Source organism: Micromonospora sp. 067-2 (assembly GCF_046549295.1).
Taxonomy (GTDB): domain Bacteria; phylum Actinomycetota; class Actinomycetes; order Mycobacteriales; family Micromonosporaceae; genus Micromonospora.
The window spans coordinates 23,621-47,839 of the sequence record NZ_JAJPWB010000005.1 but is presented as its reverse complement, the minus strand read 5'-3'; the positions used below and the strand labels follow the sequence as shown (position 1 = coordinate 47,839).

The 24,219-nt window shown below is 72.3% G+C and carries 25 protein-coding genes; 18 read left to right on the top strand and 7 right to left on the bottom strand.

The features are described from left to right. Positions 1 to 8: 8 nt before the first annotated feature. From ACLJN9_RS13020 to ACLJN9_RS13010, 3 genes are all read left to right on the top strand, one after another. Positions 9 to 455 (top strand): acyl-CoA thioesterase, encoded by a 447-nt coding sequence (locus tag ACLJN9_RS13020; protein WP_410811503.1) that lies wholly within the window; start codon positions 9 to 11, stop codon positions 453 to 455. Further along, positions 452 to 1,195, top strand: a complete 744-nt coding sequence (locus tag ACLJN9_RS13015; RefSeq protein ID WP_410811502.1) for a hypothetical protein — start codon at positions 452 to 454, stop codon at positions 1,193 to 1,195. The genes ACLJN9_RS13020 and ACLJN9_RS13015 overlap by 4 nt, the downstream gene beginning before the upstream one ends. A gap of 131 nt (positions 1,196 to 1,326) precedes the next feature. After that, entirely contained in the window at positions 1,327 to 1,911 is a 585-nt protein-coding gene (locus ACLJN9_RS13010) for a YbjN domain-containing protein (protein WP_410811501.1), read from the top strand. 15 nt (positions 1,912 to 1,926) lie between these two features. On the opposite strand, the gene ACLJN9_RS13005 is transcribed toward ACLJN9_RS13010, so the two are convergent. The 3 genes from ACLJN9_RS13005 to ACLJN9_RS12995 all read right to left on the bottom strand — a co-directional run bounded on the left by ACLJN9_RS13005 (position 1,927) and on the right by ACLJN9_RS12995 (position 4,996). Beyond that, positions 1,927 to 2,352 carry a globin gene (locus ACLJN9_RS13005; protein ID WP_410811500.1) on the bottom strand — a complete coding sequence of 142 codons (426 nt, stop codon included), beginning with the start codon at positions 2,350 to 2,352 and terminating at the stop codon, positions 1,927 to 1,929. Between the two features lie 57 nt (positions 2,353 to 2,409). Beyond that, positions 2,410 to 3,741, bottom strand: coding sequence for an MFS transporter (locus ACLJN9_RS13000; RefSeq protein ID WP_410811499.1), 1,332 nt, complete (start codon positions 3,739 to 3,741; stop codon positions 2,410 to 2,412). Positions 3,742 to 3,973: 232 nt separating this feature from the next. Next, on the bottom strand, positions 3,974 to 4,996 hold the full coding sequence (locus ACLJN9_RS12995; protein ID WP_410811973.1) for a mechanosensitive ion channel family protein: 1,023 nt from the start codon (positions 4,994 to 4,996) through the stop codon (positions 3,974 to 3,976). 301 nt (positions 4,997 to 5,297) lie between these two features. Here ACLJN9_RS12995 and ACLJN9_RS12990 point away from each other — a divergent pair, with 301 nt between their 5' ends. Further along, on the top strand, positions 5,298 to 5,834 hold the full coding sequence (locus ACLJN9_RS12990; protein ID WP_410811498.1) for an HNH endonuclease: 537 nt from the start codon (positions 5,298 to 5,300) through the stop codon (positions 5,832 to 5,834). Between the two features lie 267 nt (positions 5,835 to 6,101). On the opposite strand, the gene ACLJN9_RS12985 is transcribed toward ACLJN9_RS12990, so the two are convergent. The 3 genes from ACLJN9_RS12985 to ACLJN9_RS12975 form a co-directional block, all read right to left on the bottom strand. Then, a complete protein-coding gene (locus ACLJN9_RS12985) occupies positions 6,102 to 6,875 on the bottom strand; it encodes a class F sortase (RefSeq protein WP_410811972.1) in 774 nt (257 codons plus the stop codon). A gap of 69 nt (positions 6,876 to 6,944) precedes the next feature. Next, on the bottom strand, positions 6,945 to 7,466 hold the full coding sequence (locus tag ACLJN9_RS12980; RefSeq protein WP_410811497.1) for a hypothetical protein: 522 nt from the start codon (positions 7,464 to 7,466) through the stop codon (positions 6,945 to 6,947). Positions 7,467 to 7,570: 104 nt separating this feature from the next. Further along, the gene (locus ACLJN9_RS12975) at positions 7,571 to 8,035 is read right to left on the bottom strand and encodes an Lrp/AsnC family transcriptional regulator (RefSeq protein ID WP_410811496.1); all 465 of its coding nucleotides are present in this window, start codon (positions 8,033 to 8,035) and stop codon (positions 7,571 to 7,573) included. Positions 8,036 to 8,181: 146 nt separating this feature from the next. Here ACLJN9_RS12975 and ACLJN9_RS12970 point away from each other — a divergent pair, with 146 nt between their 5' ends. From ACLJN9_RS12970 to ACLJN9_RS12905, 14 genes are all read left to right on the top strand, one after another. Beyond that, positions 8,182 to 9,084 carry a tryptophan 2,3-dioxygenase gene (locus ACLJN9_RS12970; RefSeq protein ID WP_410811495.1) on the top strand — a complete coding sequence of 301 codons (903 nt, stop codon included), beginning with the start codon at positions 8,182 to 8,184 and terminating at the stop codon, positions 9,082 to 9,084. A gap of 20 nt (positions 9,085 to 9,104) precedes the next feature. Beyond that, the gene (gene kynU / locus ACLJN9_RS12965; protein WP_410811494.1) at positions 9,105 to 10,418 is read left to right on the top strand and encodes a kynureninase; all 1,314 of its coding nucleotides are present in this window, start codon (positions 9,105 to 9,107) and stop codon (positions 10,416 to 10,418) included. After that, entirely contained in the window at positions 10,415 to 11,752 is a 1,338-nt protein-coding gene (locus ACLJN9_RS12960) for an FAD-dependent oxidoreductase (RefSeq protein ID WP_410811493.1), read from the top strand. The genes kynU and ACLJN9_RS12960 overlap by 4 nt, the downstream gene beginning before the upstream one ends. A gap of 23 nt (positions 11,753 to 11,775) precedes the next feature. Beyond that, complete coding sequence (locus ACLJN9_RS12955) at positions 11,776 to 13,257, top strand: 2-hydroxymuconic semialdehyde dehydrogenase (RefSeq protein WP_410811971.1); 1,482 nt, start codon at positions 11,776 to 11,778, stop codon at positions 13,255 to 13,257. Between the two features lie 23 nt (positions 13,258 to 13,280). After that, positions 13,281 to 14,075, top strand: coding sequence for a 2-keto-4-pentenoate hydratase (locus ACLJN9_RS12950; RefSeq protein WP_410811492.1), 795 nt, complete (start codon positions 13,281 to 13,283; stop codon positions 14,073 to 14,075). Positions 14,076 to 14,137: 62 nt separating this feature from the next. Next, a complete protein-coding gene (locus tag ACLJN9_RS12945) occupies positions 14,138 to 15,067 on the top strand; it encodes an acetaldehyde dehydrogenase (acetylating) (protein ID WP_410811491.1) in 930 nt (309 codons plus the stop codon). Beyond that, positions 15,064 to 16,119, top strand: a complete 1,056-nt coding sequence (dmpG, locus tag ACLJN9_RS12940) for a 4-hydroxy-2-oxovalerate aldolase (protein ID WP_410811490.1) — start codon at positions 15,064 to 15,066, stop codon at positions 16,117 to 16,119. Before ACLJN9_RS12945 ends, dmpG begins: the two co-directional genes overlap by 4 nt. Further along, the gene (locus tag ACLJN9_RS12935) at positions 16,116 to 16,889 is read left to right on the top strand and encodes a 2-keto-4-pentenoate hydratase (protein ID WP_410811489.1); all 774 of its coding nucleotides are present in this window, start codon (positions 16,116 to 16,118) and stop codon (positions 16,887 to 16,889) included. The genes dmpG and ACLJN9_RS12935 overlap by 4 nt, the downstream gene beginning before the upstream one ends. Then, entirely contained in the window at positions 16,886 to 17,308 is a 423-nt protein-coding gene (locus ACLJN9_RS12930) for a RidA family protein (RefSeq protein WP_410811488.1), read from the top strand. The genes ACLJN9_RS12935 and ACLJN9_RS12930 overlap by 4 nt, the downstream gene beginning before the upstream one ends. Continuing rightward, positions 17,305 to 17,829: a 3-hydroxyanthranilate 3,4-dioxygenase gene (locus tag ACLJN9_RS12925; protein ID WP_410811487.1), complete on the top strand. Its 525-nt coding sequence runs from the start codon at positions 17,305 to 17,307 to the stop codon at positions 17,827 to 17,829. The genes ACLJN9_RS12930 and ACLJN9_RS12925 overlap by 4 nt, the downstream gene beginning before the upstream one ends. Then, positions 17,829 to 18,830: an amidohydrolase family protein gene (locus tag ACLJN9_RS12920; protein WP_410811486.1), complete on the top strand. Its 1,002-nt coding sequence runs from the start codon at positions 17,829 to 17,831 to the stop codon at positions 18,828 to 18,830. Before ACLJN9_RS12925 ends, ACLJN9_RS12920 begins: the two co-directional genes overlap by 1 nt. Positions 18,831 to 19,226: 396 nt before the next feature. After that, positions 19,227 to 20,690 carry an amidase gene (locus ACLJN9_RS12915; protein WP_410811485.1) on the top strand — a complete coding sequence of 488 codons (1,464 nt, stop codon included), beginning with the start codon at positions 19,227 to 19,229 and terminating at the stop codon, positions 20,688 to 20,690. A gap of 72 nt (positions 20,691 to 20,762) precedes the next feature. Continuing rightward, positions 20,763 to 21,059, top strand: a complete 297-nt coding sequence (locus ACLJN9_RS12910; RefSeq protein ID WP_410811970.1) for a hypothetical protein — start codon at positions 20,763 to 20,765, stop codon at positions 21,057 to 21,059. Then, entirely contained in the window at positions 21,046 to 21,453 is a 408-nt protein-coding gene (locus ACLJN9_RS12905; RefSeq protein ID WP_410811484.1) for a DUF5130 family protein, read from the top strand. The genes ACLJN9_RS12910 and ACLJN9_RS12905 overlap by 14 nt, the downstream gene beginning before the upstream one ends. A gap of 68 nt (positions 21,454 to 21,521) precedes the next feature. On the opposite strand, the gene pepN is transcribed toward ACLJN9_RS12905, so the two are convergent. Beyond that, complete coding sequence (pepN, locus tag ACLJN9_RS12900; RefSeq protein ID WP_410811483.1) at positions 21,522 to 24,065, bottom strand: aminopeptidase N; 2,544 nt, start codon at positions 24,063 to 24,065, stop codon at positions 21,522 to 21,524. Positions 24,066 to 24,219: the final 154 nt, after the last annotated feature.

Below are 24,219 nucleotides of genomic sequence, written 5' to 3'. Positions count from 1 at the left end.
GCGACACGGTGTCTGACCGGTTCGTCTACCACTGCACGCTGCGGTGGTCCGACCTGGACGCGTACGGCCACGTCAACAACTCGCGCTTCCTCACGCTCTACGAGGAGGCGCGGGTGGCGTTGATGTTCGCAGGCGGCCGGGCCTGGGGGGTCGGCTCGTTCGCCGACGGGGTGGTGATCCGGCGGCACGAGGTGGACTACCTGCGCCCGGTCGACTACGCGCTGGGCCGGGCCACCGCCGTGGCCGCGCCCACCGTCCGGATCGAGCTGTGGGTGGAGGAGATCCGGGCCTCCCGCTTCACCGTCGCCTACGAGCTGTACGACGGCGAGGTGCTCGCCAGCCGGGCACGTTCGGTGCTGGTGCCGTTCGACCTGACCCGTCAGGTGCCCCGGCGGATCAGCACGGAGGAGCGGGACTTCCTGCTCACGTACGCCCCGCAGAGCGGCACGACGTGACCCGGCCGGGCACCGCCGGGTCGGACGGGCTGGCGGCGTCGACGGCCGGGCACGGCGTCACCGGTGTGGCCGACGCCGGCGCCTTCCTGGCCCGGCTGGTGCGGCTGGATCCGGTCGCGCCGGTCCGGTTGCGGCCGGCCGGCGCCGCCGGTCGGGTCGCCCTCTGGGCCCGGCTGCCGTGGCAGGTGCTGGTGGTCCGCACGGTCGCGGGCGGTCCGGCCGACGGCGCCGCCGCCGACGTCACCGTGGCCGCCACGGAGCTGCTGGCGGAGCTGGAGCGCGGGGGCGGGGCACTGCCGACGCGCCGGGACGCGCAGTGGCGGTGGCCGCTGCCGCCGGCGAGCAGCCGGCCGGTCGAGGCGCTCCCTGCCGCCGAGCTGCGGCGGATCGCGGACGCGGCCGCCGGCACCCTGCGGACGGCCAGTGAGCACGGCGTCGCCGGCCGCGCGGTGGGCCAGCGGATGCTGCGCGACGCGCTGCTCGACCACGTGGCCGTGCTGGTCACCCCGGACGGCCCCCCGGTCGCGCCGGTGGAGGTGCCGCAACGACTGGTTCAGGGGCTGGTCCGGATGGGCTTCCTCGGGCCGGTGGACGGCCCGGCCGGCGCCCCGGCCGATGCTGCCGTCCAGGTGCGGGTGGCCGGCCGATGGGTTGGCCTGGTGGGACCGCACGGAGCAGCGTGGTCGCAGAAGGCCACCGATCTCGCCGTGACGCCCCTGGCGGCTCGTCCGAACGGATGACCCCTGGTCGTTCTTCTGGGCTGGGGCGGTGGTTGGGGGGGTGCTTCAACCCGGCTGTCCGGGTACCGTCCATGCTCGGATCCAACGCACCGTAGGCGGCTGGATCCGCTGGGGAGTGAGGTGCGCGAGCGATGCCGTGGTGGTCATGGCGCCCCGGTCCCGCCGACGGCGGCGATCCGGAAACCCGAAGCGGGATCACAGTGGAGAGCGCGGTCCGGGTCGGACCGCCCAACCCTCGCCAGCCGGGGGACGACTGCCCGTCCAACGAGCGGCCCGCGCTGACCGAGATGCCGGCCACCGTCGAGCCGGTGAGCCTGCGCCGGGTCTGTGACGCACTCGACCTGCTCGACGTGCGATACCTGGCCGACGGCGACGGCAACCTGCTGGCCATGTGGGAGCGGCACGCCGTCCTGGTGGCTCTCGAGGGCCCGGAGGACGAGATCCTCGTGATGCGGGCCCGTCCGCACGCCACCGTTCCCCCGGACTGGGCCGACCGGGCCTACCGGGTGGTCAACGAGTGGAACCACACCCGGCGGTTCTGCAAGGCCTACATCGGTGATCCCACCGAACGCGGGCAACTGCCGATCTACGCCGAGCTTCAGGTGCCGCTCGGTGCCGGCACCCACGACGCGCTGCTGGTCGAGATGCTCGACTGCGGCGCCGCGGTGGCCACCAGCTTCGTGGACTGGCTGCACGACGAGGGCGCGCTGCTCTGAGGCAGCCGCGGGCCGTCAGGCCCCGTCGGCCGGGTCCTCCATGGCGTTGACCATGAAGTACGCGGCCCGCTCCAGGTAGTCCCAGAGCGCGCTGGCGACCTCCGGCTCAAGGTCGAGCTGGTCCACGGCGTGGCGCATGTGCCGCAGCCAGGCGTCCCGCTCGGCCGCGCCGATCCGGAACGGGGCGTGCCGCATCCGCAGCCGAGGATGCCCACGCTGGGCGGAGTATGTGTTCGGTCCACCCCAGTACTGCATCAGGAACAGCGTCATCCGGTCCGCCGCAGGGGCCAGATCATCCGGATACATCGGCCGCAGCAGGGGATCGGTGGCGACGCCGGCGTAGAACTCGTCCACAAGCCTGCGGAAGGTGGGCTCGCCGCCGACCGCTTCGAAGAGGGTCGTCGACGCACCGGTCCGGTCGGAGTCACCTGCGGAAGTCACCGCTCCATCCTGCCAGGCGGGCACCCTGCCGGCGCGACCCGGAAGTGGTGCGTCCGGTCACGCCCGCACTGCCGGTGTGTTGCTGGGCGCCGGGTTGCTGGCCCGCGGCCCGGCGTTCGCCGCGGAGGCCGCCGCGATGGCGCTGTCCATGGCCTGCTTGTCCGGCCAGCGCAGCGCGGCCACCACCATCAGCAGTACGCCGGCCGCGCTCCACACACCGACCACCAGCGGAATGGAGAACCGCTCGGCGAGGAACCCGGTGACGAGCACCGCCAGGCCCTGGATGACCTGCACGCCGGTGGCCATCACACCGAAGGCGCGGGCCCGGAACTCGGCGGGCAGCGCCTGGACGAACAGCCCGTTGGCCATCGGCAGCATGCCGGCGACCGCGAACCCGCAGAGAGCCGCGAGCAGCGCCACCACGAGTGGGGGTGGGTCGAACAGAGCCGGCACCAGCGCCAGCGGGGAGATCACCGCCAGCGGTCGCATCAGGGCCATCCGGCGGCTCGGGCCGAACAGTCGGCTCACGAGCAGCCCGCCGAGGATGAACCCGAGCGGGCCGGCCATCATGATCACCGCCTGGGCCGGGCCCGCGCCCAGGCCATCGTTGCGCCGGTCGGCCCAGCCGGCGGCCAACCCCTCGGGGACGACCGAGAAGAGCATCGCGCTGAACACCAGCACCGCGATGGCCCGCAGCACCGGCGTACCGAACACGATCTGAAATCCCTGGCCGGTCTCGCGGACCAGGTGACTGCGGTGCGCGGAGGTCATCACCGGGACCCGGTCGCGGACACCGAAACGGACCAGCAGTGCGGAGACGGCGAAGGTCACCGCGTTGATCAGCAGTGCGAGGGACGGGTTGATCGACGCGACGGCCGCGCCGAGCAGGTAGCCGATCACCTGCGCGGCCTGTCCCACGCTGCTGTTCAACGACAAACCGACCACCAGCCGGTCCCCGACCAGGATCTGCGGCATCAGCGCGGACTTCGCGGCCTGGCTCGGCGGGTTGGCCAGCGTGGCGGCGAAGACGAGCACCAGAACGGCCTGGAACGGCAGGTTCGGGATGGCGATGAGCAGCATCAACGCCATCCGGATCACGTCGCAGGTCACCATCACCCGCCGGTACGGGTGCCGCTCGGCCAGCGCGGCGAGCAGGGGCCCACCGAGCAGCCACGGCAGGAAGCTGACCGCGAACGCGGCGGCGGAGAGCGTGACGGACCTGGTCTGCTGGTAGACGAGCAGCGTGACCGCGGCCTTCGCGACGTAGTCGCCGACCCAGGAGAGCGCGCCGGCCGCGAGCACGGCCCGAAACTCCCGTTGGGCGAACACGTCGCGAAAAGTGGCCGGGCCCTCCGCAGAAGGTCGCTCGTCGGGCACCGTCGCCTCCATCGGCTCCCGGAAGGCCGCTCGTGACAGCCGGGCCGGGAACGCTCGTCAGATCTGCGGATCAGCGAGGATGTGACCACGCTCCGGCAGGAACGCTGAGCCGGATTCTGCCCGATCGTCTGACAACTAGCTAGTGCGAACGGATCGTTCGTCGCATCCCTGACTGAACGAACGGACGATACCTGAGGGGCCCTACGGCTCGCGACCCCTCGATGCCCGGACACCGTCATCCGGGTCAGGTGGCGCCGCCCTGACCGGTCTCGCCGTCGGCCAGGGGCCGGTTCGCAATGCCGGGATAACTGCGGGTGGCGGCGATCTGGGCGGTGATCCCCGAGTTCTCCAGCGCCTCGGCCAGCCGCCGGCGCAACTCCCGACCCACCGAGAACTGCCCCTCCGCGCTCGTCTTCACCACCGTCCGGATCACCGCACCGTCCACCGTCATCTGCTCGACGCCGAGCACCTCCGGTGCCTCCACGATCTCCGGCGACAACTCCGGGTCGAGCGCCATCGAGGCAGCCGCGGTCCGCAGCACGGCCGTGGCCTCCTCGGTGCCGCTGAAGCCGATCGGCAGGTCCACCACCACCAGGGCCCAACCCTGACTCTTGTTGCCCACCCGGACGATCTCGCCGTTGCGGATGTACCAGAGCACGCCCCGCCCGTCGCGCACCGTGGTGACCCGTAGCCCGACCGACTCGACCACACCGGTGGCCTCGCCCAGGTCGACGGTGTCGCCCACGCCGTACTGGTCCTCGATCAGCATGAACAGCCCGGCGATCAGGTCCTTGACCAGGCTCTGCGCACCGAAGCCCAGCGCGACGCCGGCGATCCCGGCGCTGGCCAGCAGCGGGGCCAGGTCGAAGCTGAACTCGCGCAGGATCATCAGCAGCGCGATGCCGAAGACGAACGCGGTGGTCAGGCTGCGCAACACCGAGCCGATCGCCTCGGCCCGCTGCCGACGCCGCTCCGGCACGAACTCCGTCGGGTCGACCGGGGCGGTCGGCACCCGCTCGCGCAGCGGCCGCAGCATCGTCGGCACCGCACCGTCGGTGGTGGTCCGCACCAGCCGGTCGATCGTCCGGTGCATCGCCCACCGAGCCACCATCGCCAGCGCCACGATCAGCAGCACCCGCAGCGGCTTGAGCAGGATCCAGTAACTGCCCTCGGCGAACCAGGCCGACTTGGTCAGGTCGTACAGCCACTCGCAGGAGGTGCTGCCCTGACAGTTCGGCGGCTTGGCGGTGGACAGGGCAGGGGGCATCAGGCTGGCGGCGCTCACCCTGTCTTCGTACCGCAACGAGGCGCCGGGGCCGTCGGCGACCCACCGGCCGGGTGACCTGCGGCCGACGGCGGGGCCGGACCGGGGCGAACCGGCCATCGTGACAGGTGCGGGAAAGAGCTTCATGTCGGACCCCGGATTAGTACGTGCATTCCGGGGTCCGATCAGGGACTATTGGCGCAACGGACGTCGGTGATGGGCCGGCGTCGACCGTTTGGGCCGTCGTGCCCGGCCCCGGTCGGCGGCGGTACGCAGCAGCCGCTGAACCGGGAGGGTGAGCGCGATGCCTGACATACGACCCACGGTGGGCTCCGGCGCGTTGGTCCTCAACGCCACCTACGAGCCGCTGTGTGTCGTGTCGGTGCGTCGAGCCGCGATCCTCGTCCTCTCCGCCAAGGCGGTCTGCGTCGCCGACGGCGAGGGCATCCTGCACAGCGCCCGGGACGCGCTTCCCGTCCCGTCGGTGGTCCGGTTGACCCGCTTCGTCCGGGTCCCCTACCGCACTCACGTCGGGCTGTCCCGGCGGGCGATCTTCGCCCGGGACGGATGGCGGTGTGCCTACTGTCGTGGCCCGGCCGAGACCATCGACCACGTCTTCCCGCGCAGCCGCGGCGGTCGGCACGCCTGGGAGAACGTGGTCGCCGCGTGCGCGCGCTGCAACCACACCAAGGGCGACAAGACTCCGGCCGAGTTGGGCTGGCGGTTGCACGCGTTGCCGGCCGCGCCTAAGGGCACCGCCTGGCGGGTGCTCGGGCACCGCGCCCCCGATCCGCGCTGGGCCGACTGGCTCGACCTGCGGGAGCCCGAAGCGGCCGCCTGATCTCGTGGTCGCGGAGAGTCCAGCGGGCGGCGGGGGGCCAGCCGGTTGGGGATCTGGGCCAGAAACCCGCCATTTCCTGCCGCAGCGCAACCCCGAACCTCGACCCGGGACGTCCCTCTTGGTCAGAGGCGGCGGATGACCAGCCCTGGTTTGGCGTCCGATGCGGCCGAGAGGTGCGGCGATGTCCTCGGGATCGTTGGTGAGGACGATCGCACCGCAGGATCGGCCAGAGGTGGGGTCGAACTCGCCCCTCTGCCGCCCCGGTCCTCAACCGGTACGAGCTTTCACCAGTGAGGCGAAGACCACCAGGTTGTCCGAGTAGCCGGTCTCGCCGCCGACCCACCGGCCGCCGCAGGTGATCAGCCGCAGGCTCGGGCGGCTGAAGTCGCCGTACACCTCGTCCACCGGCAGCCGCCCCTTGTCGAAGCGCTCCACCGAGTCCACCTCGAAGACGGCCACGCTGTGGTCGCTTCGGGTGACCTCGATCCGGTCGCCGGAGCGCAGGTCGCGCAGCCCGTGGAAGACGGCCGGCCCGGTGGTGGTGTCCACGTGCCCGACGATCACCGCCGGGCCGTACTGCCCGGGTGTGGGCCCCTGGTCGTACCAGCCGGCCTCCTGGGCTCTGGCCACGTCCGGCACGGCGATGGTGCCGTCCGGCGCGATGCCCACGTCGTGCACGGGCGCCTGCAGGCCGATCTCGCCGATGGCGAGGCCGGTCGGGCGACTGGCCGGCAGCACCGGGAACTTCTTCGGTGGCGGCCGCAGGCCGGCGGCGATCCGGTCCGGCAACAGGCTGACTCCGGTCACCTGCTCGATGCCGAGCATCGCCACGATCAGCACCATCAGCGCGGCGACGGCCAGCACCGGCAGTCCCGGTCCGCTGTTGAGTCGGCGTCGCAGCGACGACGAGCCGGTCGGGCGGCTCGGCGGCAGCGGGTGGGCGGCCGGATCGGTGGTGGCGACGCTGGCCGACACGGCCTGCCCGGCGACCCTGCGCAGTCGGCCGGAGGCGCGGACGACCAGCCGGCCGGAGGCGCGCAGCGCCGCCCGGGACCGGGCGCCGCGGTCCGGCCGCGCACGCGCGGGGGATCGGGTCATGGCGTGTCCGGCTCAGGAGCCTGCCCCGGTACGCCGCCGGCCGCCGGCCATGCCGAGCGCGACGGTGGCTGCCACGAGTGCCACGCCACCGAGCACCAGCAGCGATCCGGTGCCCCGCCCGCTGGCGGTGCCGCCGCCCCCGGTCGCCGGTCCCTTACTGGGCGACGCCATGTTCAGCACGGTCAACATGGTGGAGGCCGTTTGGCCGTTCTGGCAGCGCAGTTCCACCTGGTAGTCGCCGGGCTGTTTGTTGCCCGGAATGGTGATCGAACCGGTCAGGAAGCCCTTGTCCGGTCTGAGCATCAGGTGCCCGAACGCGTCGGAGTGCACGGTGGCCTGACGGTTGTTGTCGTTGTCGCAGCTCGCCCTGATCTGGACCCGGCTCCCGGCCGGGGCGCTGTTCGGCGTCACCTCGATGAAGGTGGTCTCACCGGCGTGCGCCGGCGCGACCGACCACAGGACGAATGCGCCGACCAGCCCCACCAGAGTCAGTACGGCCGAGAGCGCGCGGTTGATCGTGCGAAGAGCGTGCATGATTTCCCCCTACCGGCGACGACCGCCGGAACCCTCCCCTGGGCACGGGCGCTGCTTTCCCGTTGGCCGGGTGACAAACCCGCAGGTGGGCGGGGTGGGGTCGGTCAGTGGCGCCGGGGGACGGTGCCGGTCTCCGGGAGCGGCGTGATCGGTTGCCAGTCCAGCGGGGAGGACAGGACCATCGTGCTGGACGGCTGACCGTACGGGGCGAGTCGGTCGATGACCGCCTCGAACTCGCCGATCGAACCGGCCGCCACCTTGAGCATGCTGCAGGCGTCCCCGGTGATCCGGTGGATCTCCAGGATCTCGGGCCAGCCGACCACCGCCGGGTCGTGCAGGATGCACCGCGCGCCGTAGCAGGACATCCGGATGAGCGCGACCACGGTGCGGCCGGCCCGGGTCAGGTCGACCTGGGCGTGGTAGCCGATGATCACCCCGGCCTCTTCGAGCCGGCGGACCCGTTCCGCCACGGCCGGTGGCGAGAGGTGCACCCGCCGCGACAGCTCGCTGAAGGAGAGGCGGGCGTCGGCCTGCAGCTCGCGCAGCAGCGCCCAGTCCATGTCGTCCACGCTCAGACCTTACTTTCGTGAACCTGATTCGCCGAACTGCCTCCGTTTCGGCAACCAGGCGGCTCAAGTGCCGTTGATCCGGCATTCCGCGGGCCGATCCGACCGCGAGATCATGACCTCGGTAGTCCGGGGGAGGGAGACGAACGGTGGATCAGACGGAGCGGCGGGCGCCGAACCGCCCCGCCACGGTGCGGCCGGTGACGCCGCGACAGCGGGCGGCCCGCGCCGCGCGCAATGGTGGCGAGCCCACGTTGGAGTTCGCCGAGCGGGTGCCATATGACGCGTACGTGCAGGCCAGCACCCTGCACCAGTTGCAGCAGCCGCTCAGCACCGACCCGGGCGAGATGTCGTTCCTGATGGTCAGCCAGATCATGGAGTTGTACTTCGGGCTGACCTGTCACGAGCTGCGGGAGACCCAGCGACTGCTGCGTGCCGACCAGATCTGGGAAGCGCTGGCTCCCCTGCGCCGCGCCGCGCTGCACCTGGAGGGGCTCAACGCCGCCTGGCAGGGCCTGCGCTGGATGACGCCGGCCGACTTCAACCGGTTCCGCAACCTGCTCGGCGAGGGCTCCGGCTTCCAGTCGGCCATGTACCGGCACCTGGAGTTCCTGCTCGGGTTGCGGGACACGACGCTGATCCGGCCGTTCCGCCGGCAGACCGAGGTGTACGCCGCGCTGACCGCGACGCTGGCCGCCCCGAGCCTCTGGGACGACGTGCTGGCGTTGCTCGCCCGGCGCGGCTTCGACCTGCCCGCCGACCTGCTCAACAGGGACCTGGCGGCCGAGCACGACCCGCAGCCGTCGGTCGAGGCGGCCTGGGTGCGGATCTACGGCGACACCGGCCCGGACAACCACCTGCGGCTGCTCGGCGAGGCGTTGAGCGGGGTCGCCGAGGAGTTCGGCGACTGGCGGTGGAACCACGTCAAGGCGGTGCAGCGGACAATGGGCGCCAAGGTCGGCAGCGGCGGCTCCGCCGGCCTGGCGTGGCTGCAGCGCAGCATGGCCCGGGTGGTCTTCCCGGAGCTGTGGTCGGCCCGCACCGCGATGTGACCGGAGAGCGAGAACACGCCATGACGACCCCTGAAGCTGAGGCTGAGCCGTTGGTCTCCGCCGCCGGCGAAGCCCAGGCGCTCCGCCTCGACGCGGCCGACCCGGGCCACCGCCACCTGTTCCACGTCCCACCCTCGGACGGCGGCAGCCACCCCGAGTCGGCGTACCTCGCCGGCAACTCGCTCGGCCTGCAACCCCGTGCCACCCGCGCCGAACTCCTCGCCGACCTGCACGCCTGGCAGCAGTTGGGCGTCGAGGGTCATTTGGAGGCGGAGCGGGCCTGGCTGCCGTACCACGAGTTGTTGACGGCACCGGCCGCCCGACTGGTCGGTGCCCGGCCCGCGGAGACGGTGGTGATGAACTCGCTCACCGTCAACCTGCACCTGCTGATGGTCAGCTTCTACCGCCCGGCCGGCGCCCGCACCCGCATCGTCATCGAGGACTCCGCGTTCCCCTCGGACAGCTACGCGGTGCGCAGCCAGGCCCGGTTCCACGGCCTGGACCCCGACGACACGGTCATCCGGCTGCGCCCGCGCCCCGGCGAGGACGCCCTGCGCACCGAGGACGTGACCGGCTACCTGGCCGCCGAGGGCGACCGGGTGGCGCTGGTGCTGCTCGGCGGGGTCAACTACCTGACCGGCGAGCTGCTCGACATTCCCGCGATCACGGCTGCTGGCCGGGCGGCCGGCGCGGTGGTCGGCTGGGACCTGGCCCACGCCGCCGGCAACGTACCGCTGGCCCTGCACGACTGGGACGTCGACTTCGCGGCGTGGTGCTCCTACAAGTACCTGAACTCCGGGCCCGGTGCGCTGGCCGGCGTCTTCGTGCACGAGCGCCACCTCGGCGACGAGGCCCTGCCCCGCTTCGAGGGCTGGTGGAGCACCGCGGCGGCCACCCGGTTCGAGATGACGCCGGTGTCCCGGCCACCGGCCACCGTGGAGGCCTGGCAGATCTCCAACCCGCCGATCTTCGCGATGGGCCCGGTGCGTACCTCGCTGGAGCTGTTCGACGCCGTCGGCATGCCGGCGCTGCGCGCCCGCAGCCTGCGGCTGACCGGCTGGCTGGAGTCGCTGCTCGACGAGGTCACCGCCGACCGGCCGCTGCGCGTGGTCACCCCGCGCGATCCGGCCCGGCGTGGGTGCCAGCTCTCGGTGCGGATCGGCACCGGCAGCGCCGCCGAGCTGACCAAGCGGCTTCGCCACGAGTACGGCGTGATCGCCGACGCCCGCGAGCCGGACGTGGTGCGCTTCGCCCCGGTGCCGCTCTACTCCACGTACCACGACTGCTGGCGGGCCGCCGTGGCGCTCGCCGCGACGGTCGGGGTCACCTCATGACCGCTCGGCGCGACGAGATCGCGATCATTGGTGCGGGGCTGGCCGGCTGCCTGGCCGCCTGCTTCCTGGCCCGGCGCGGCTACCCGGTGGCCCTCTACGAGCGCCGGGGAGACCCGCGCGCCGGCACGGCCGAGCGGGGCCGCTCAATCAACCTGGCGCTCTCCGAGCGCGGGCTGGACGCGCTGCGCCGGATCGGCCTGGCTGAGCAGGTGATGAGCGACGCGCTGCCGATGCGCGGCCGGATGATCCACCCGGTCGAGGGGGAGCCGCAGTTCCAGTCGTACAGCGCGGCCGGCGACCGGGCGATCAACTCGATCAGCCGGGGCGCGCTGAACAATGCCCTGCTGGACGCGGCGTCCGCGTTGCCCGGGGTGCGGATCGTCTTCGACCACCGGCTGGTCGGGCTCGACCCGACCGACGGCGGCCTGAGCTTCGACACCCCGCAGGGACCGGTCAGCGCCAAGGCGTCGGTGGTGCTGGGCGCCGACGGCGCCGGCTCCGCTGTGCGGGGGCAGTTGCTGGCGCACGGGCTGCTGAGGGAGAGCGTGGACTTCCTCGACTACGGCTACCGGGAGCTGACGATCCCGCCGCTGGGCGGGGACTTCGCGCTCGAGGAGCATGCGCTGCACATCTGGCCGCGCGGCACCTCGATGATGATCGCGTTGCCGAACCCGGACCGCTCCTTCACCTGCACGCTGTTCTGGCCCAACGAGGGCGCCGGCAGCTTCGCCGCCCTGGACAGCCCAGCGGCGATCGAGAAGCACTTCGCCGAGCACTATCCGGACGTCATCGCACTGGCGACCAACCTGGTGGACGACTACCAGCACAACCCGGTGGGTGTGCTCGGGACGGTCCGCTGCGCTCCCTGGCAGGTCAACGGGACGGTCGCCCTGCTCGGCGACGCGGCGCACGCCATCGTGCCGTTCTACGGCCAGGGCGCAAACTGCGCCTTCGAGGACGTCGTGGAGCTGGATCGCTGTCTGGACGAGTGCGCCGACGACTGGTTGGCGGCGCTGCCGCTGTTCCAGCGACGCCGGCAGGAGAACACCGAGGCCATCGCGCAGATGGCGCTGACCAACTTCGTGGAGATGCGGGACCGGGTCGCCTCCCCGGTCTTCCAGCTCCGCCGCGAGGTCGAGCACGCACTGGAACGGGCGCTGCCCGGCCGGTACGTTTCCCAGTACGAGCTGGTGTCCTTCTCCACCACGCCGTATGCCGAGGTTCGCCGCCGGGTGCGCCGACAGCACCGGGTGCTCGGCGCGGTCGTCGGCGGGGCCGCGCTGCTGCTGGTCGGCGCGATCGGCGCGGCACTGGGGCGAGGGAGGCGCGCGTGACCGGCACCTGGGATCCACGGCTGATGACCGGTCACGCGCCGGACGGCCCGAAGCGGTTGCGCAACTTCGTCGCGGGTGAGTTCGTCGACGGTGGACGGACGTTTCCCAAGGCCAGCCCGGTGACCGGGGAGCCGGTCTTCGAGGTGGTCGAGGCGTCACGGTCCACGGTGGACGACGCGGTGGCCGCCGCCCGGGCCGCGCTGCGCGGGCCGTGGGGCCGCCTCGGCGAGCGCGAGCGCGCCGAGGTGCTGCGTCGGGTCGCCGACGAGTTGGAACGCCGCTTCGACGACCTGGTGACCGCAGAGGTCGCCGACACCGGCAAGTCCATCGCCCAGGCCCGCACGCTGGACATCCCGCGCGGCGCGGCGAACTTCCGGGCGTTCGCGGAGATCGTGTCGACCGCGCCCACCGAGTCGTTCACCACGGTCACCCCGACGGGCGGCCGGGCGCTCAACTACGCGCTGCGCAAGCCGGTCGGCGTGGTCGCGGTCATCGTGCCGTGGAACCTGCCGCTGCTGCTGCTCACCTGGAAGGTGGCCCCGGCGCTGGCCTGCGGCAACGCCGTCGTGGTCAAGCCCAGCGAGGAGACGCCCGCCTCGGCGACGCTGCTCGCCGAGGTGATGGCCGCCGCCGGCGTACCGGCCGGGGTGTTCAACCTGGTGCACGGGTTCGGGCCGGACTCGGCCGGTGAGTTCCTCACCCGCCACCCGGGCGTCGACGCGATCACCTTCACCGGCGAGTCGGCCACCGGCGGCGCGATCATGCGGGCCGCGGCCGACGGCGTGAAGGCGGTGAGCTTCGAGCTGGGCGGCAAGAACGCCGGCCTGGTCTTCGCCGACGCCGACCTGGACGCCGCCGTGGCCGGCTCGGTCCGCTCCAGCTTCACCAACGGCGGGCAGGTCTGCCTCTGCACCGAACGCCTCTACGTGCAGCGCCCGGTCTTCGAGGAGTTCACCGCCCGGCTCGCCAAGCGGGCCGGCGAGCTGGCGTACGGCTGGCCGACCGACGAGAGCACCGCCACCATGCCGCTGATCTCGCAGCAGCACCGGGCGAAGGTGCTCGGCGCGTACGAGCTGGCCCGCACCGAGGGCGCCGAGGTGCTCACCGGCGGCGGCACGCCCACCTTCGGTGACGCCCGCGACGGCGGGTCGTACGTGCAGCCGACGGTGCTCACCGGGCTCGGCCCGAGCGCCCGCACCAACCGTGAGGAGATCTTCGGGCCGGTGGTGCACGTCGCACCGTTCGACACCGAGGACGAGGCGTACGCCCTGGCGAACGGCACGGAGTACGGCCTGGCGGCGACCGTGTGGACCCGGGACGTGGGCGTCGCGCACCGCGCCGGAGCTCGGCTGGACGCCGGCATCGTCTGGGTCAACACGTGGTTCCTGCGCGACCTGCGCACCCCATTCGGCGGGGTGAAGGCATCCGGCATCGGCCGCGAGGGCGGCGTGCACTCGCTGAACTTCTACTCCGAGCTCACGAACGTCTGCGTGGACCTGTCGTGAGCGCACCGAATGCGGGAGCGGGCATGAAAGCTGACATCGAGGCCGCCAACCGGGAGCTGGCCGACGCCCGCAGCACCGGGAAGCCGTGTCCGCCGCTGCGCGGAAGGCTGCTGCCCGAGGGGGACGTCGAGTCCGCGTACCGCGTGCAGCAGTTGCAGGCGCGGGCCTGGCAGGGCCGCGGCGAGCGCCGGGTCGGCGCGAAGATCGGGTTGACGTCCCGGGCGGTGCAGGAGACCTTCGGGGTTTTCCAACCGGACTTCGGCATGCTGACTGACGCGATGGCCGTCGGCGACGGCGTCGAGGTGGACATCGACCGACTGCTCCAGCCGCGGGTCGAGGCGGAGATCGCCTTCGTGCTCGACCGGAACCTGCCGGACCCGCAGATCACCACGGTCGACCTGATCCGCGCCGTGGACCACGTCCTGCCCGCCATCGAGATCGTCGACTCGCGGATCGCCGCCTGGGACATCTCCATCGTGGACACCGTCGCCGACAACGCCTCCAGCGGGCTCTTCGTGCTCGGCACGTCGCCCCGCCGGCTCGCCGACGTCGACCTGCGGCTGTGCGGGATGGTGCTGGAGCACGCCGGGGAGCCGGTGTCGGTGGGTGCCGGCGCCGCCTGCCTGGGCAACCCGCTGCACGCCCTGGCGTGGCTGGCCGGCACGCTCGCCCGCGCCGGTGATCCACTGCGCGCCGGGGACGTGGTGCTCTCCGGGGCGCTCGGCCCGATGGTGCCGGTCACCCCGGGCGCCGCCTACGAGGCGCGGATCTCCGGGCTCGGCTCGGTACGGACCTGTTTCAGCAAGGCGGACCAGTGAGCGCGGGCAGTGAGCCGGTCTTGCGAGCCCCGCAGTCGCGACCGGAAGAAGGAACAGCCTCAGTGACCGGTGTGGCGGTGCTCGGTTCCGGCAACATCGGCACCGACCTGATGATCAAGGTTCTGCGGCTCAGCAGCGAGCTGCGGATGGTGGCGATGGCCGGCATCGACCCGGCCTCCGACGGCCTGGCCCGGGCCCGCCGGCTCGGCGTGGCCACCACCGCCGACGGCGTGGACGGCCTGGTCGCGATGCCCGAGTTCGCCGACGTCGAGCTGGTCTTCGACGCCACCTCGGCCGGCGCACACCGCCGTCACGACGAGGTGCTGCGCGCGCACGGCCGTACGGTCGTCGACCTGACACCGGCCGCGCTCGGCCCGTACGTGGTGCCGCCGGTCAACCTGGACGAACACCTGCACGAGCCGAACGTCAACATGGTGACCTGCGGTGGGCAGGCGACGGTGCCGATCGTCGCCGCGGTGCGCCGGGTCACCCCGGTGGCGTACGGGGAGATCGTCGCCTCGATCGCGTCCCGCTCGGCCGGCCCGGGCACCCGGGCCAATATCGACGAGTTCACCGAGACCACGGCCCGCGCCATCGAGGTGGTCGGCGGTGCCGAACGCGGCAAGGCGATCATCGTGCTGAACCCGGCGGACCCGCCGCTGCTGATGCGCGACACCGTCTACTGCCTCTGCCCGGACGCCGACGCCGACACCGACGCCATCGCCGCCTCGGTGGCGGACATGGTGGCGACCGTGCAGGAGTACGTTCCCGGCTACCGGCTCAAGCAGGACGTGCAGTTCGACCGCGTCGAGGCGTACGTGCCGACGCTCGGACGGCAGCTCGCCGCACTGCAGGTGTCGGTCTTCCTGGAGGTCTCCGGTGCCGGGCACTACCTGCCGGCGTACGCGGGGAACCTGGACATCATGACCTCCGCCGCGCTGCGTACCGCGGAGCGGCTGGTCGCGCTGCGGGCGAAGGGAGCGGTGGCATGACCGACCTGTACATCCAGGACGTGACGTTGCGCGACGGCATGCACGCCATCGCCCACCGGTACACGGTCGAGCAGGTGCGCACGGTCGCCGCCGCACTGGACGCGGCCGGGGTGGCCGCGATCGAGGTGGCGCACGGCGACGGGCTGGCCGGCTCCAGCGTCAACTACGGCCACGGTGCCGCCAGCGACGCTGAGTGGATCTCCGCGGCCGCCGAGGTGCTGACCAGCGCGAGACTCACCACGCTGCTGCTGCCGGGCATCGGCACCATCGCCGACCTGAGGGCGGCCAAGGCGCTCGGGGTGACCAGCGTCCGGATCGCCACCCACTGCACGGAGGCGGACATCTCCGCCCAGCACATCACCTGGGCTCGGGAGAACGGCATGGACGTCGCCGGGTTCCTCATGATGTCGCACATGTCCGACCCGGCCGGTCTCGCCGGGCAGGCCAGGCTCATGGAGTCGTACGGGGCGCACTGCGTCTACGTCACCGACTCCGGCGGCCGGCTGCTGATGTCCGACGTGGCGCAACGGGTCGACGCGTACCGCCAGGTGTTGGCACCGGAAACGCAGATCGGCATCCACGCCCACCACAACCTGTCGCTCGGCGTGGCCAACAGCGTCCTGGCCGTCGAGCACGGCCGGATCCTCGGTGCCGGACCGCTCGGCTCCCCGTCCGGCCGTACCGTCCGCGTCGACGCCTCCCTGGCCGGCATGGGCGCCGGGGCCGGTAACGCGCCGCTGGAGGTCTTCGTCGCGGTCGCCGAGCTGCACGGCTGGAAGCACGGCTGTGACGTGTTCGCGCTGATGGACGCCGCCGACGACCTGGTCCGCCCACTGCAGGACCGGCCGGTCCAGGTCGACCGGGAGACGCTCTCCCTGGGGTACGCCGGGGTCTACTCCAGCTTCCTGCGGCACGCCGAGCGGGCCTCGGCGCGCTACGGCGTCGACGTCCGCTCGATCCTCGTCGAGCTGGGCCGACGCCGGATGGTCGGCGGCCAGGAGGACATGATCGTGGACGTGGCGCTCGACCTGGCCGCCAAGGGGGAATCGTGATCGGTCTGGACGTCGTGAACGTCGCGGAGAGGCTGTATGCGGCGGCCGACACGGTCACCGCCATCCCGCAGCTCGCCGCCGAGGTGGGGCTGGATGTGCCGACCGCCTACCAGGTGCAGGCCGCGCTGGTGCAGCGCCGACTGGACTCCGGCGAGCGGCTCGTGGGGCTGAAGATGGGCCTGACCAGTAGGGCGAAGATGGCCCAGGTCGGCGTGGACGAGGTGATCTGGGGTCGGCTCACCGACGCGATGCGGGTGCCCGACGGCGGCCTGGTCGACCCGTCGGCGTACATCCACCCGCGGGTCGAGCCGGAGGTGGCGTTCCTGCTGGACCGGCTGCCCGAGCCGGGCGAGCCGGTCGGCGACTTCGCCGGCGCGGTCCGCGCGGTCGCTCCGGCCATCGAGCTGATCGACTCCCGGTACGCCGACTTCCGTTTCTCGTTGCCGGACGTGATCGCCGACAACACCTCGGCCGCCGCTTTCGTGGTGGGGCCGTGGTCACCGGTGCCGGCGGGGCTAGGCAACCTCGGCGTGCTGCTGGAGGTGGACGGCCGGGTGGTCCAGGTCGGCTCGACGGCGGCGATCCTCGGCGATCCCCGTCGGGCGCTCGACGAGGGCATCCGGTTGGCCGGTCGGCACGGCGTGCGGCTGCAGTCCGGATGGGTCTTCCTGGCCGGTGCCGCCACGGCCGCGGTGCCGCTGCGGCCGGGTGCGCACGTCCGGGCCGTGGTCGAGAAGCTGGGCACCGCCTCGCTCCGGGCGCGGTCATGACCGCGCGGGTGGTGGCCGGCAAGGCCGTTCCTCGGGGGGCGTTTCCGCACGTCAAGGTCGCGGGCGGCTTCGTCTTCGTCTCCGGTACGTCGTCGCGGCGGGCGGACAACACGTTCGCCGGCGTGTCCGTCGACGAGTTCGGCACCACCGCCCTCGACATCCGGGCGCAGACGCGGGCCGTCATCGAGAACGTCCGGGACCTGCTGCGCTCGGTCGACGCCGACCTGACCGACCTCGTCCAGGTGACGTCGTACCTGGTCAACATGAACGACTTCGGTGGTTACAACGAGGTGTGGTCGGAGTTCTTCGACGCGTCCGGGCCGACCCGGACGACGGTGGCGGTGCACCAGTTGCCGCACCCGCACCTGCTCATCGAGATCCAGGCCGTGGCCCTTCTTCCCCCCGGAGGTCAGAAGTGAGTGAGATCGCCGAGCCGTTCAGTTTTCCGGGATGGATCGCGGAGAACCAGCACCTGCTGAAGCCGCCGGTCGGCAACCGGGAGATGTTCCCCGGCGGCGACGACTTCATCGTGATGGTGGTGGGCGGTCCCAACCAGCGCACCGACTTCCACGTGGACCCGTACGAGGAGTTCTTCTACCAGGTCAAGGGCAACATGCACATCAACCTGATGACCCCGGAGGGACCGCGTACGGTGCACGTGCGCGAGGGTCAGATGTGGATGCTGCCGCGCAACACCCCGCACTCGCCGCAGCGGCCCGAGGTCGGCTCGATCGGTGTGGTGGTGGAGCGGGTCCGCGAGGAGGGCACCCTCGAGACGTTCCAGTGGTACTGCTCGGAGTGTGGGCACAGGGTGCACGAGGTGGAGTTGCAGGTCCGGGACATCGCCGCCGACCTGCCGCCGGTGTTCCAGGCGTTCTACGGCGACGAGGCCGCGCGCACGTGCGGCAACTGCGGGACCCTGCACCCGGGCAAGGGCTGATGGCGCCAGATGTCGTCGACGTGCACACGCACGTCGTACCGAAAGGCTGGCCGGACCTCGGCGCAGCGTGCGGCGGGTCCGGCTGGCCCTGGCTGCGGGTCGACTCCGAGCGGGCCGCCATGATCATGGTGGGGGAGTCGGAGTTCCGCCCGGTCGGCGGCGAGTGCTGGGACGCCTCGACGCGACTGGCCGACATGGACGCCGACGGCGTTGCCGTGCAGGTGGTCTCCCCGACCCCGGTCTTCTTCAGCTACGACCGCCCCGCCGACCAGGCGGGAAAGGTCGCCCGGATCTTCAACGACCTGACGCTCGAGGTCACCGCGGCCGGCGGCGACCGGCTGGTGCCGTTCTGCCAGGTGCCGCTGCAGGATCCGGACGCCGCCTGCGCCGAGCTCGACCGCTGCCTCGCGGCCGGGCACGTCGGCGTGGAGATCGGCAACCACGTCGGTGACCGGGACCTGGACGACGCCGGCGTGGTCGCCTTCCTGCAACACTGTGCCGAGGTCGGCGCGCCGGTCTTCGTCCATCCGTGGGACATGCCGGGCGGGCCCCGGTTGGACCGGTGGATGGCCCGCTGGCTCACCGGGATGCCCGCCGAGACGCACCTGTCGGTGCTGGCGATGATCCTGGGTGGCGTCTTCGACCGGGTGCCGGAGACGCTGCGGATCTGCTTCGCACACGGCGGCGGTAGCTTCCCGTTCTGGCTCGGCCGCGCCGACAACGCCTGGCACCGTCGGGGTGATCTGGTCCGGGGCGTCTCGGCGGCCCCGCCCAGCAGCTATGTCGACCGGTTCAGTGTGGACTCGGTGGTCTTCGCGCCGCCCGCGCTGCGGTTGCTGGTCGACACGATGGGCGAGGACCGGGTGCTGGTCGGCAGCGACTACCCGTACCCGCTGGGGGAGCGGCCGGCCGGCGCGGTGGTCCACGCGGCCGACTTCCTCACCGACGACCAGCGCGACAAGCTGCTGTCCGCCAACGCCCGGCGCTTCCTGCACGGCTGACGGTCGCACCGCGGCCAGCGGACCTACCCCCGCACCCACCACCTCAGCAGCCTTTGCTCTGCTTCACTCCACGCACCGTCGAGCGTCCGGATAACGGACGTTCGCTGGTGCGTGCGGTGAAGCAGAGCAAAGGCTGGTGACGGACCATGGCCGGCCGTTGCCGACGCGGGCCGGCCGTTGCCGACCCAGGCCGGCTGTCGCCGACGCGAGCCGGCTGTCGCCGACGCAGGCCGGCTGTCGCCGACGCAGGCCGGCTGTCGCCGACGCAGGCCGGCTGTCGCCGACGCAGGCCGGCTGTCGCCGACGCAGGCCGGCATCGCCGGCGCAGGCCGGCCGTCGGCAGGTCGTCGGCGCGTGACGAGTGCGGCGGGGGCCGGAGCCGGGCAGGATGACGGCATGGCCGAGCCGCACGACCTGACCGCGCTGGAGCAGGCCGCCGCCATCGCGCGCGGCGAGCTGTCCAGCGTCGACCTGGTCGAGCACCACCTGAGCCGGGTAGCGGCGCTCGGCGACACGGTGGGCGCGTTCGTCACCGTCACCGCCGAGCTTGCCCGGGATGCCGCCCGCGCCGCCGACGCCGTGCCCGTCGAGGAGCGCGGCCCACTGCACGGCGTACCGACCGCGATCAAGGACCTCACCCTCACCGCCGGGGTCCGCACCACCTTCGGCTCGGCCGCCTTCGTCGACTTCATTCCGCCGGTCGACGCCGACGTGGTCCGGTTCATCAAGGCCGCCGGACTGGTCAGTCTGGGCAAGACCACCACCTCCGAGCTGGGCTGCTCGCTCTACTCGGAGGGCCGGGTCGCGCCACCGGCCCGCAACCCGTGGCAGCTCGCGTACACCGCAGGTGGGTCCAGTGGCGGCGCGGCGGCGGCCGTGGCGGCCGGCCTGGTCCCGGTCGCCCAGGGCTCCGACGGCGGCGGCTCGCTGCGAATCCCGGCGTCACTCTGCGGCCTGGTCGGCTACAAACCCAGCCGAGGGGTGGTCTCCGGCGGGCCGCTCGGCTCCGGCGCGTTCGGCCTGCCCACCAGCGGGCCGCTCGGGCGAACCGTTCCCGACGTCGCCGCGCTGCTGGACGTCATGGCCGTGCCGGTGCCCGGTGAGCCCTACCTGCCGCCGGCCGCGCCGCCCGACGGCTACCTGGCCGCCGCCCGCCACGCCGCGCCGGGCCGGCTGCGGATCGGTCGGTTCACCACCCCGATGCTCGCCGACGAGCCGGTGCACCCCGACTGCGTGGCCGCCGTGGACCGGGCCGCCGCGCTGCTCACCGCCGCCGACCACGAGGTGGTCGAGGTGGCGCCGCCGCTCGGGCCGGAGGCATGGCCGCTCTTCGAGATCATCTGGTACGTGCTGGCGCTCGCCCCGGTGCCACCTCAGCGGGAGTCGGAGCTGCTGCCGCTGACCCGACTGCTGCGCGCCCGTGGCGCCGAGGTCTCCGCCGGCACCCTGGCCGCCACGCTCGGTGAGTTGCAGGCGCAGGTACGCCTCGGTGCCCGCCGCACCGCCGGCTGCGACCTGCTCCTCTGTCCCACCCTGGCCGCCCCGCAGGCACCCGTCGGCTGGTTCACCTCCGACGCCGACCCGGCGGCGGACTTCGACCGGCAACGTCGCTTCTCGCCGTACTGCGCCATCTTCAACGTCACGGGCGACCCGTCGGTGTCCCTGCCGCTGGGCGTCACCACCGACGGCCTGCCGGTCGGCGTGCTGCTCACCGGTCGGTTCGGCGACGACGCGCGACTTATCGCGACCGCTGCGCAACTGGAGAACTCCAGTGGCGGATGGGATCGGCACCCCGCAATCTGGCGGGCCGTCGACTCCGCTAACGTGAATGGCGACGGAGTCGGACGGTCGCCGTCATGATCGTCCATCCGACCCGGTTGTCTGAGGTCCTTCTTCCGCCTGGGGGCGTTGGGATTGTCTGTTACCGAGACGTTGCTGATTTTCGTCGGCATCCCGGCAGCCGCGGTGCTGGTGATCGCCGGTCTGTCGTACGCCGGTAGTCGCGGTGGTGCGAGTGGCGGTCGCGGTGGCGCCAAGCGCTACCGGCCGGGCCGGCCCTTCGACTTCACTCCGGTCTGGTTCCTGGGCCGCCCGGAGCAGCTGGCCGACTCGGCCGGCACGGCGCTGGCCGCGGGCGCGCAGGCGCCGGCGCTGACCAGCCACAAGCTTGAGCAGGCCAGCGTCGAGGCGCCGGCCGGCGGAACCGGAGGCGCAAGTGACCGTTGGTGAGAAGCAGGACGGGACGGACACCCCTCCCGACGTACTGGACGGGCCGTTCTCGACCCGCCAGCTGCTGCGCATCGACGAGGCGCTGCGCCTGGCCGACCAGGGCACCGGGCTGGTCTTCTCGGTCTTCGTCGGTGGCCTCGACGAGCCGGTCCGGGAGCACGCCCAACGGCTGCACCACCAGCTCGCCGACCCCGACAGGTCGGTGCTGATCGCGGTGTCGCCCAACCAGCGTCAGCTGGAGGTCGTCACCGGGCGGCACGCCCGCAAGCGCATCCCCGACACGTACGCCAAGCTGGCCGCGCTCTCCATGGTCGGCGCGTTCAGCGGCGGCGACCTGGCCGGCGGCATCATCAACGGCCTCGACCAGCTCGCCAGCCACGCAGGCAAGGGCTGAGCCCTTCCTCGTACGACGAGGCCCGGTCCGCTTTGCAGCGGGCCGGGCCTCGTACTCACTGCTCAGCTCTACTGGGCGTCCCTCGCGCGGGCCCTGAGCGCCCGCACCACGCCGTCACGGCCCTCGGCGACCAGCCGCCGCAGCGGGCCCGGGTGCCCGTCGCCGGCCAGCCACGCGTCGGTGGCCGACACCGTGTCGTCCTCCACCAGGTAGGTCGGGTACGCCAGCTGGGCGAACTCTTGCGCCGGCTCGCTGTCCCGGCTGGCCCACACCTGACCGACAGCCGCGAAGTACCGCTCGCGGTACGGGGCGACCAGCTCCACCTGCGCCGGGTGGGCGAAGCCCTGCAGCAACGCCCGGTGTCGCCAGTTGGGCAGCGCCTCCGGGCCGGTCAGCAGGTCCCACACAGCGGCCTTGTTCTCTGCCGTCGGCACCAGCGCGTGCACGTAGGCGGCCTCCCGCTCACCGCTCGCGGTGCGGTCGCCTGCCAGCTCCGCCTCGATCTCGGCGGCGCCGGCCGCGCCGTTGGCCACCAGTGCGCCCAGCACGGCCCACCGCAGCTCGGTGTCCACCGTCAGCCCGTCCGGCGCGCCGGAGCCGTCCAGCCAGCCGCGCAACGTGGCCAGGTCGTCCTCCGAGCGGGCCGCCGAGGCGTATGCCCGCGCCCAGGCGAGCTGGAATCCGCTGCCCGGCGCGGCCGCGGCGAGCGCGTCGCCGGCCGTACGGGCCAGGTCGGCCCAACCGGTCGGCGCCCACGCCGGGTCGGCATACAGGGTGAGCGTCGTGGTCGCCTGCCGCAGGGTGGCGGTGACCAGGTTGATGTCGGTCTCGGCCGGCAGCCCGGCCAGCGCCAACGCCACGTAGTCACGGGCCGCCAGCTCGGCGTCCCGGGTCATGTCCCACGCCGCCGTCCAGCACAGTGCCCGAGCCAGCGACGACTCGAAGCCGCCGATGTGCTGCACCACGGTGGCCATCGAACGGTCGTCGAGGCGCAGCTTGGTGTAGCTCAGGTCGTCGTCGTTGAGCAGCAGCACGTCGGCCGCCCGGACGCCGCGCAGCTCGGCGAGGTCGGTCCGCTCACCGGCCACGTCCACCTCGTACCGCTCGCGGCGCACCAACCGCCCGTCGGTCAGGTCGTACAGGCCCACGCCGATCCGGTGGGTCCGCAGCGTCGGGTACGCCGCCTCCGCCTCCTGCCGCACCACCACCTGCTCGTACGTCCCGTCCGCGCCGAGAGTCACCTCCGGCCGCAGCGTGTTGACCTGCGCGGTCTCCAGCCACTGCGCGGCGAACTTGCGCAGCTCCCGGCCGGACGCGGCCTCCAGCTCGGTGAGCAGGTCGTCGAAGGTGGCGTTGCCCCAGGCGTGCTTGCCGAAGTAGGCCCGCAGCCCGGCCACGAACGGCTCCTCACCCACGTACGCGACGAGCTGCTTGAGCACGCTCGCGCCCTTGGCGTAGGTGATGCCGTCGAAGTTGACCTCGACGGCCTCCATGTCCGGCATCTCGGTGTAGACCGGGTGGGTGGAGGAGAGCTGGTCCTGCCGGTAGCCCCAGTTCTTCCGGATGGACAGGAACGTCGTCCACGCCTCGGTGAACCGGGTCGCGTTGGTGTTGCACCAGTGGCTCGCCCACTCGGCGAACGACTCGTTCAGCCACAGGTCGTTCCACCAGCGCATGGTGACCAGGTCGCCGAACCACATGTGGGCCAGCTCGTGCAGGATCGTGTTGGCCCGCTGCTCGTACTCGAAGTCGGTGACCTGCGAGCGGAAAAGGTAGTGCGACTCGGCGTGCGTCACGCAGCCGAAGTTCTCCATCGCGCCGGCGTTGAAGTCGGGCACCCAGAGCTGGTCGTACTTCGGCAGCGGGTAGCGCACCCCGAACTTCTCGTGGAAGAAGTCGAAGCCCTGCTTGGTAACCAGGAACAGATCGTCGGAGTCCAGGTAGGGCGCCATCGACGCCCGGCAGAACACGCCCAGCTCGATGCCGTCGTGGGTGTCGCGCACCTCGTGGTACGGCCCGGCGCAGAGCGCCGTGATGTAGGTGCTCATCCGGGGCGACTCGGTGAAGTGGAGGGTCTTGAGGCCTTCGCCGGCCGGCTCCTCGCGCTGCACCGGCATGTTGGACACCGCCCGCCAGTGCGCCGGCACGATGGCGTGCCACGTGTAGACGCTCTTCAGGTCGGGCTGGTCGAAGCAGGCGAACACCCGCTGCGCGTCGGCCGTCTCGAACTGGCTGTACAGGTACGTCTCGCCGTCCACCGGGTCGACCGTGCGGTGCAGGCCCTGCCCGCTGTTGGAGAAGCCGAAGTCGGCCTCGACCACGAGGACGTTCTCGGCGTCCAGACCGGACAGGGTCAGGCCCTTCTCGGCCGACCAGCCCGACAGGTCGACCGGGGCGCCGTTCAGCGTGGCCGAGCGCACCGAGTCGGCGGCCACCTCGATGAACGTGCTCGAACCCGGCTCGACGCAGCGGAACCTGACCTCGGTCGTCGAGGAGAACGTGCGGCCGTCGGCCGCCAGCACGGCGGTCGACAGGTCCAGACTGATGTCGTACCCGGTCACGTCGAGCAGGCGTGCCCGCTCGGTCGCCTCGACCTGCGTCAGGTTGCGCACTCCCGGCACTGTTTGTCTCCATCCCACATCTCGCCGTACGCCCGGCGGCGCCCGTCCGCCAACCGCTCGTGGCGGCCAGCCCGATCCGAGTCTTCCATGTACGGGCAGCCCGCGGTGGCCGAGGTCACGCTCTCATTCGGGTGCCGGTCGATGC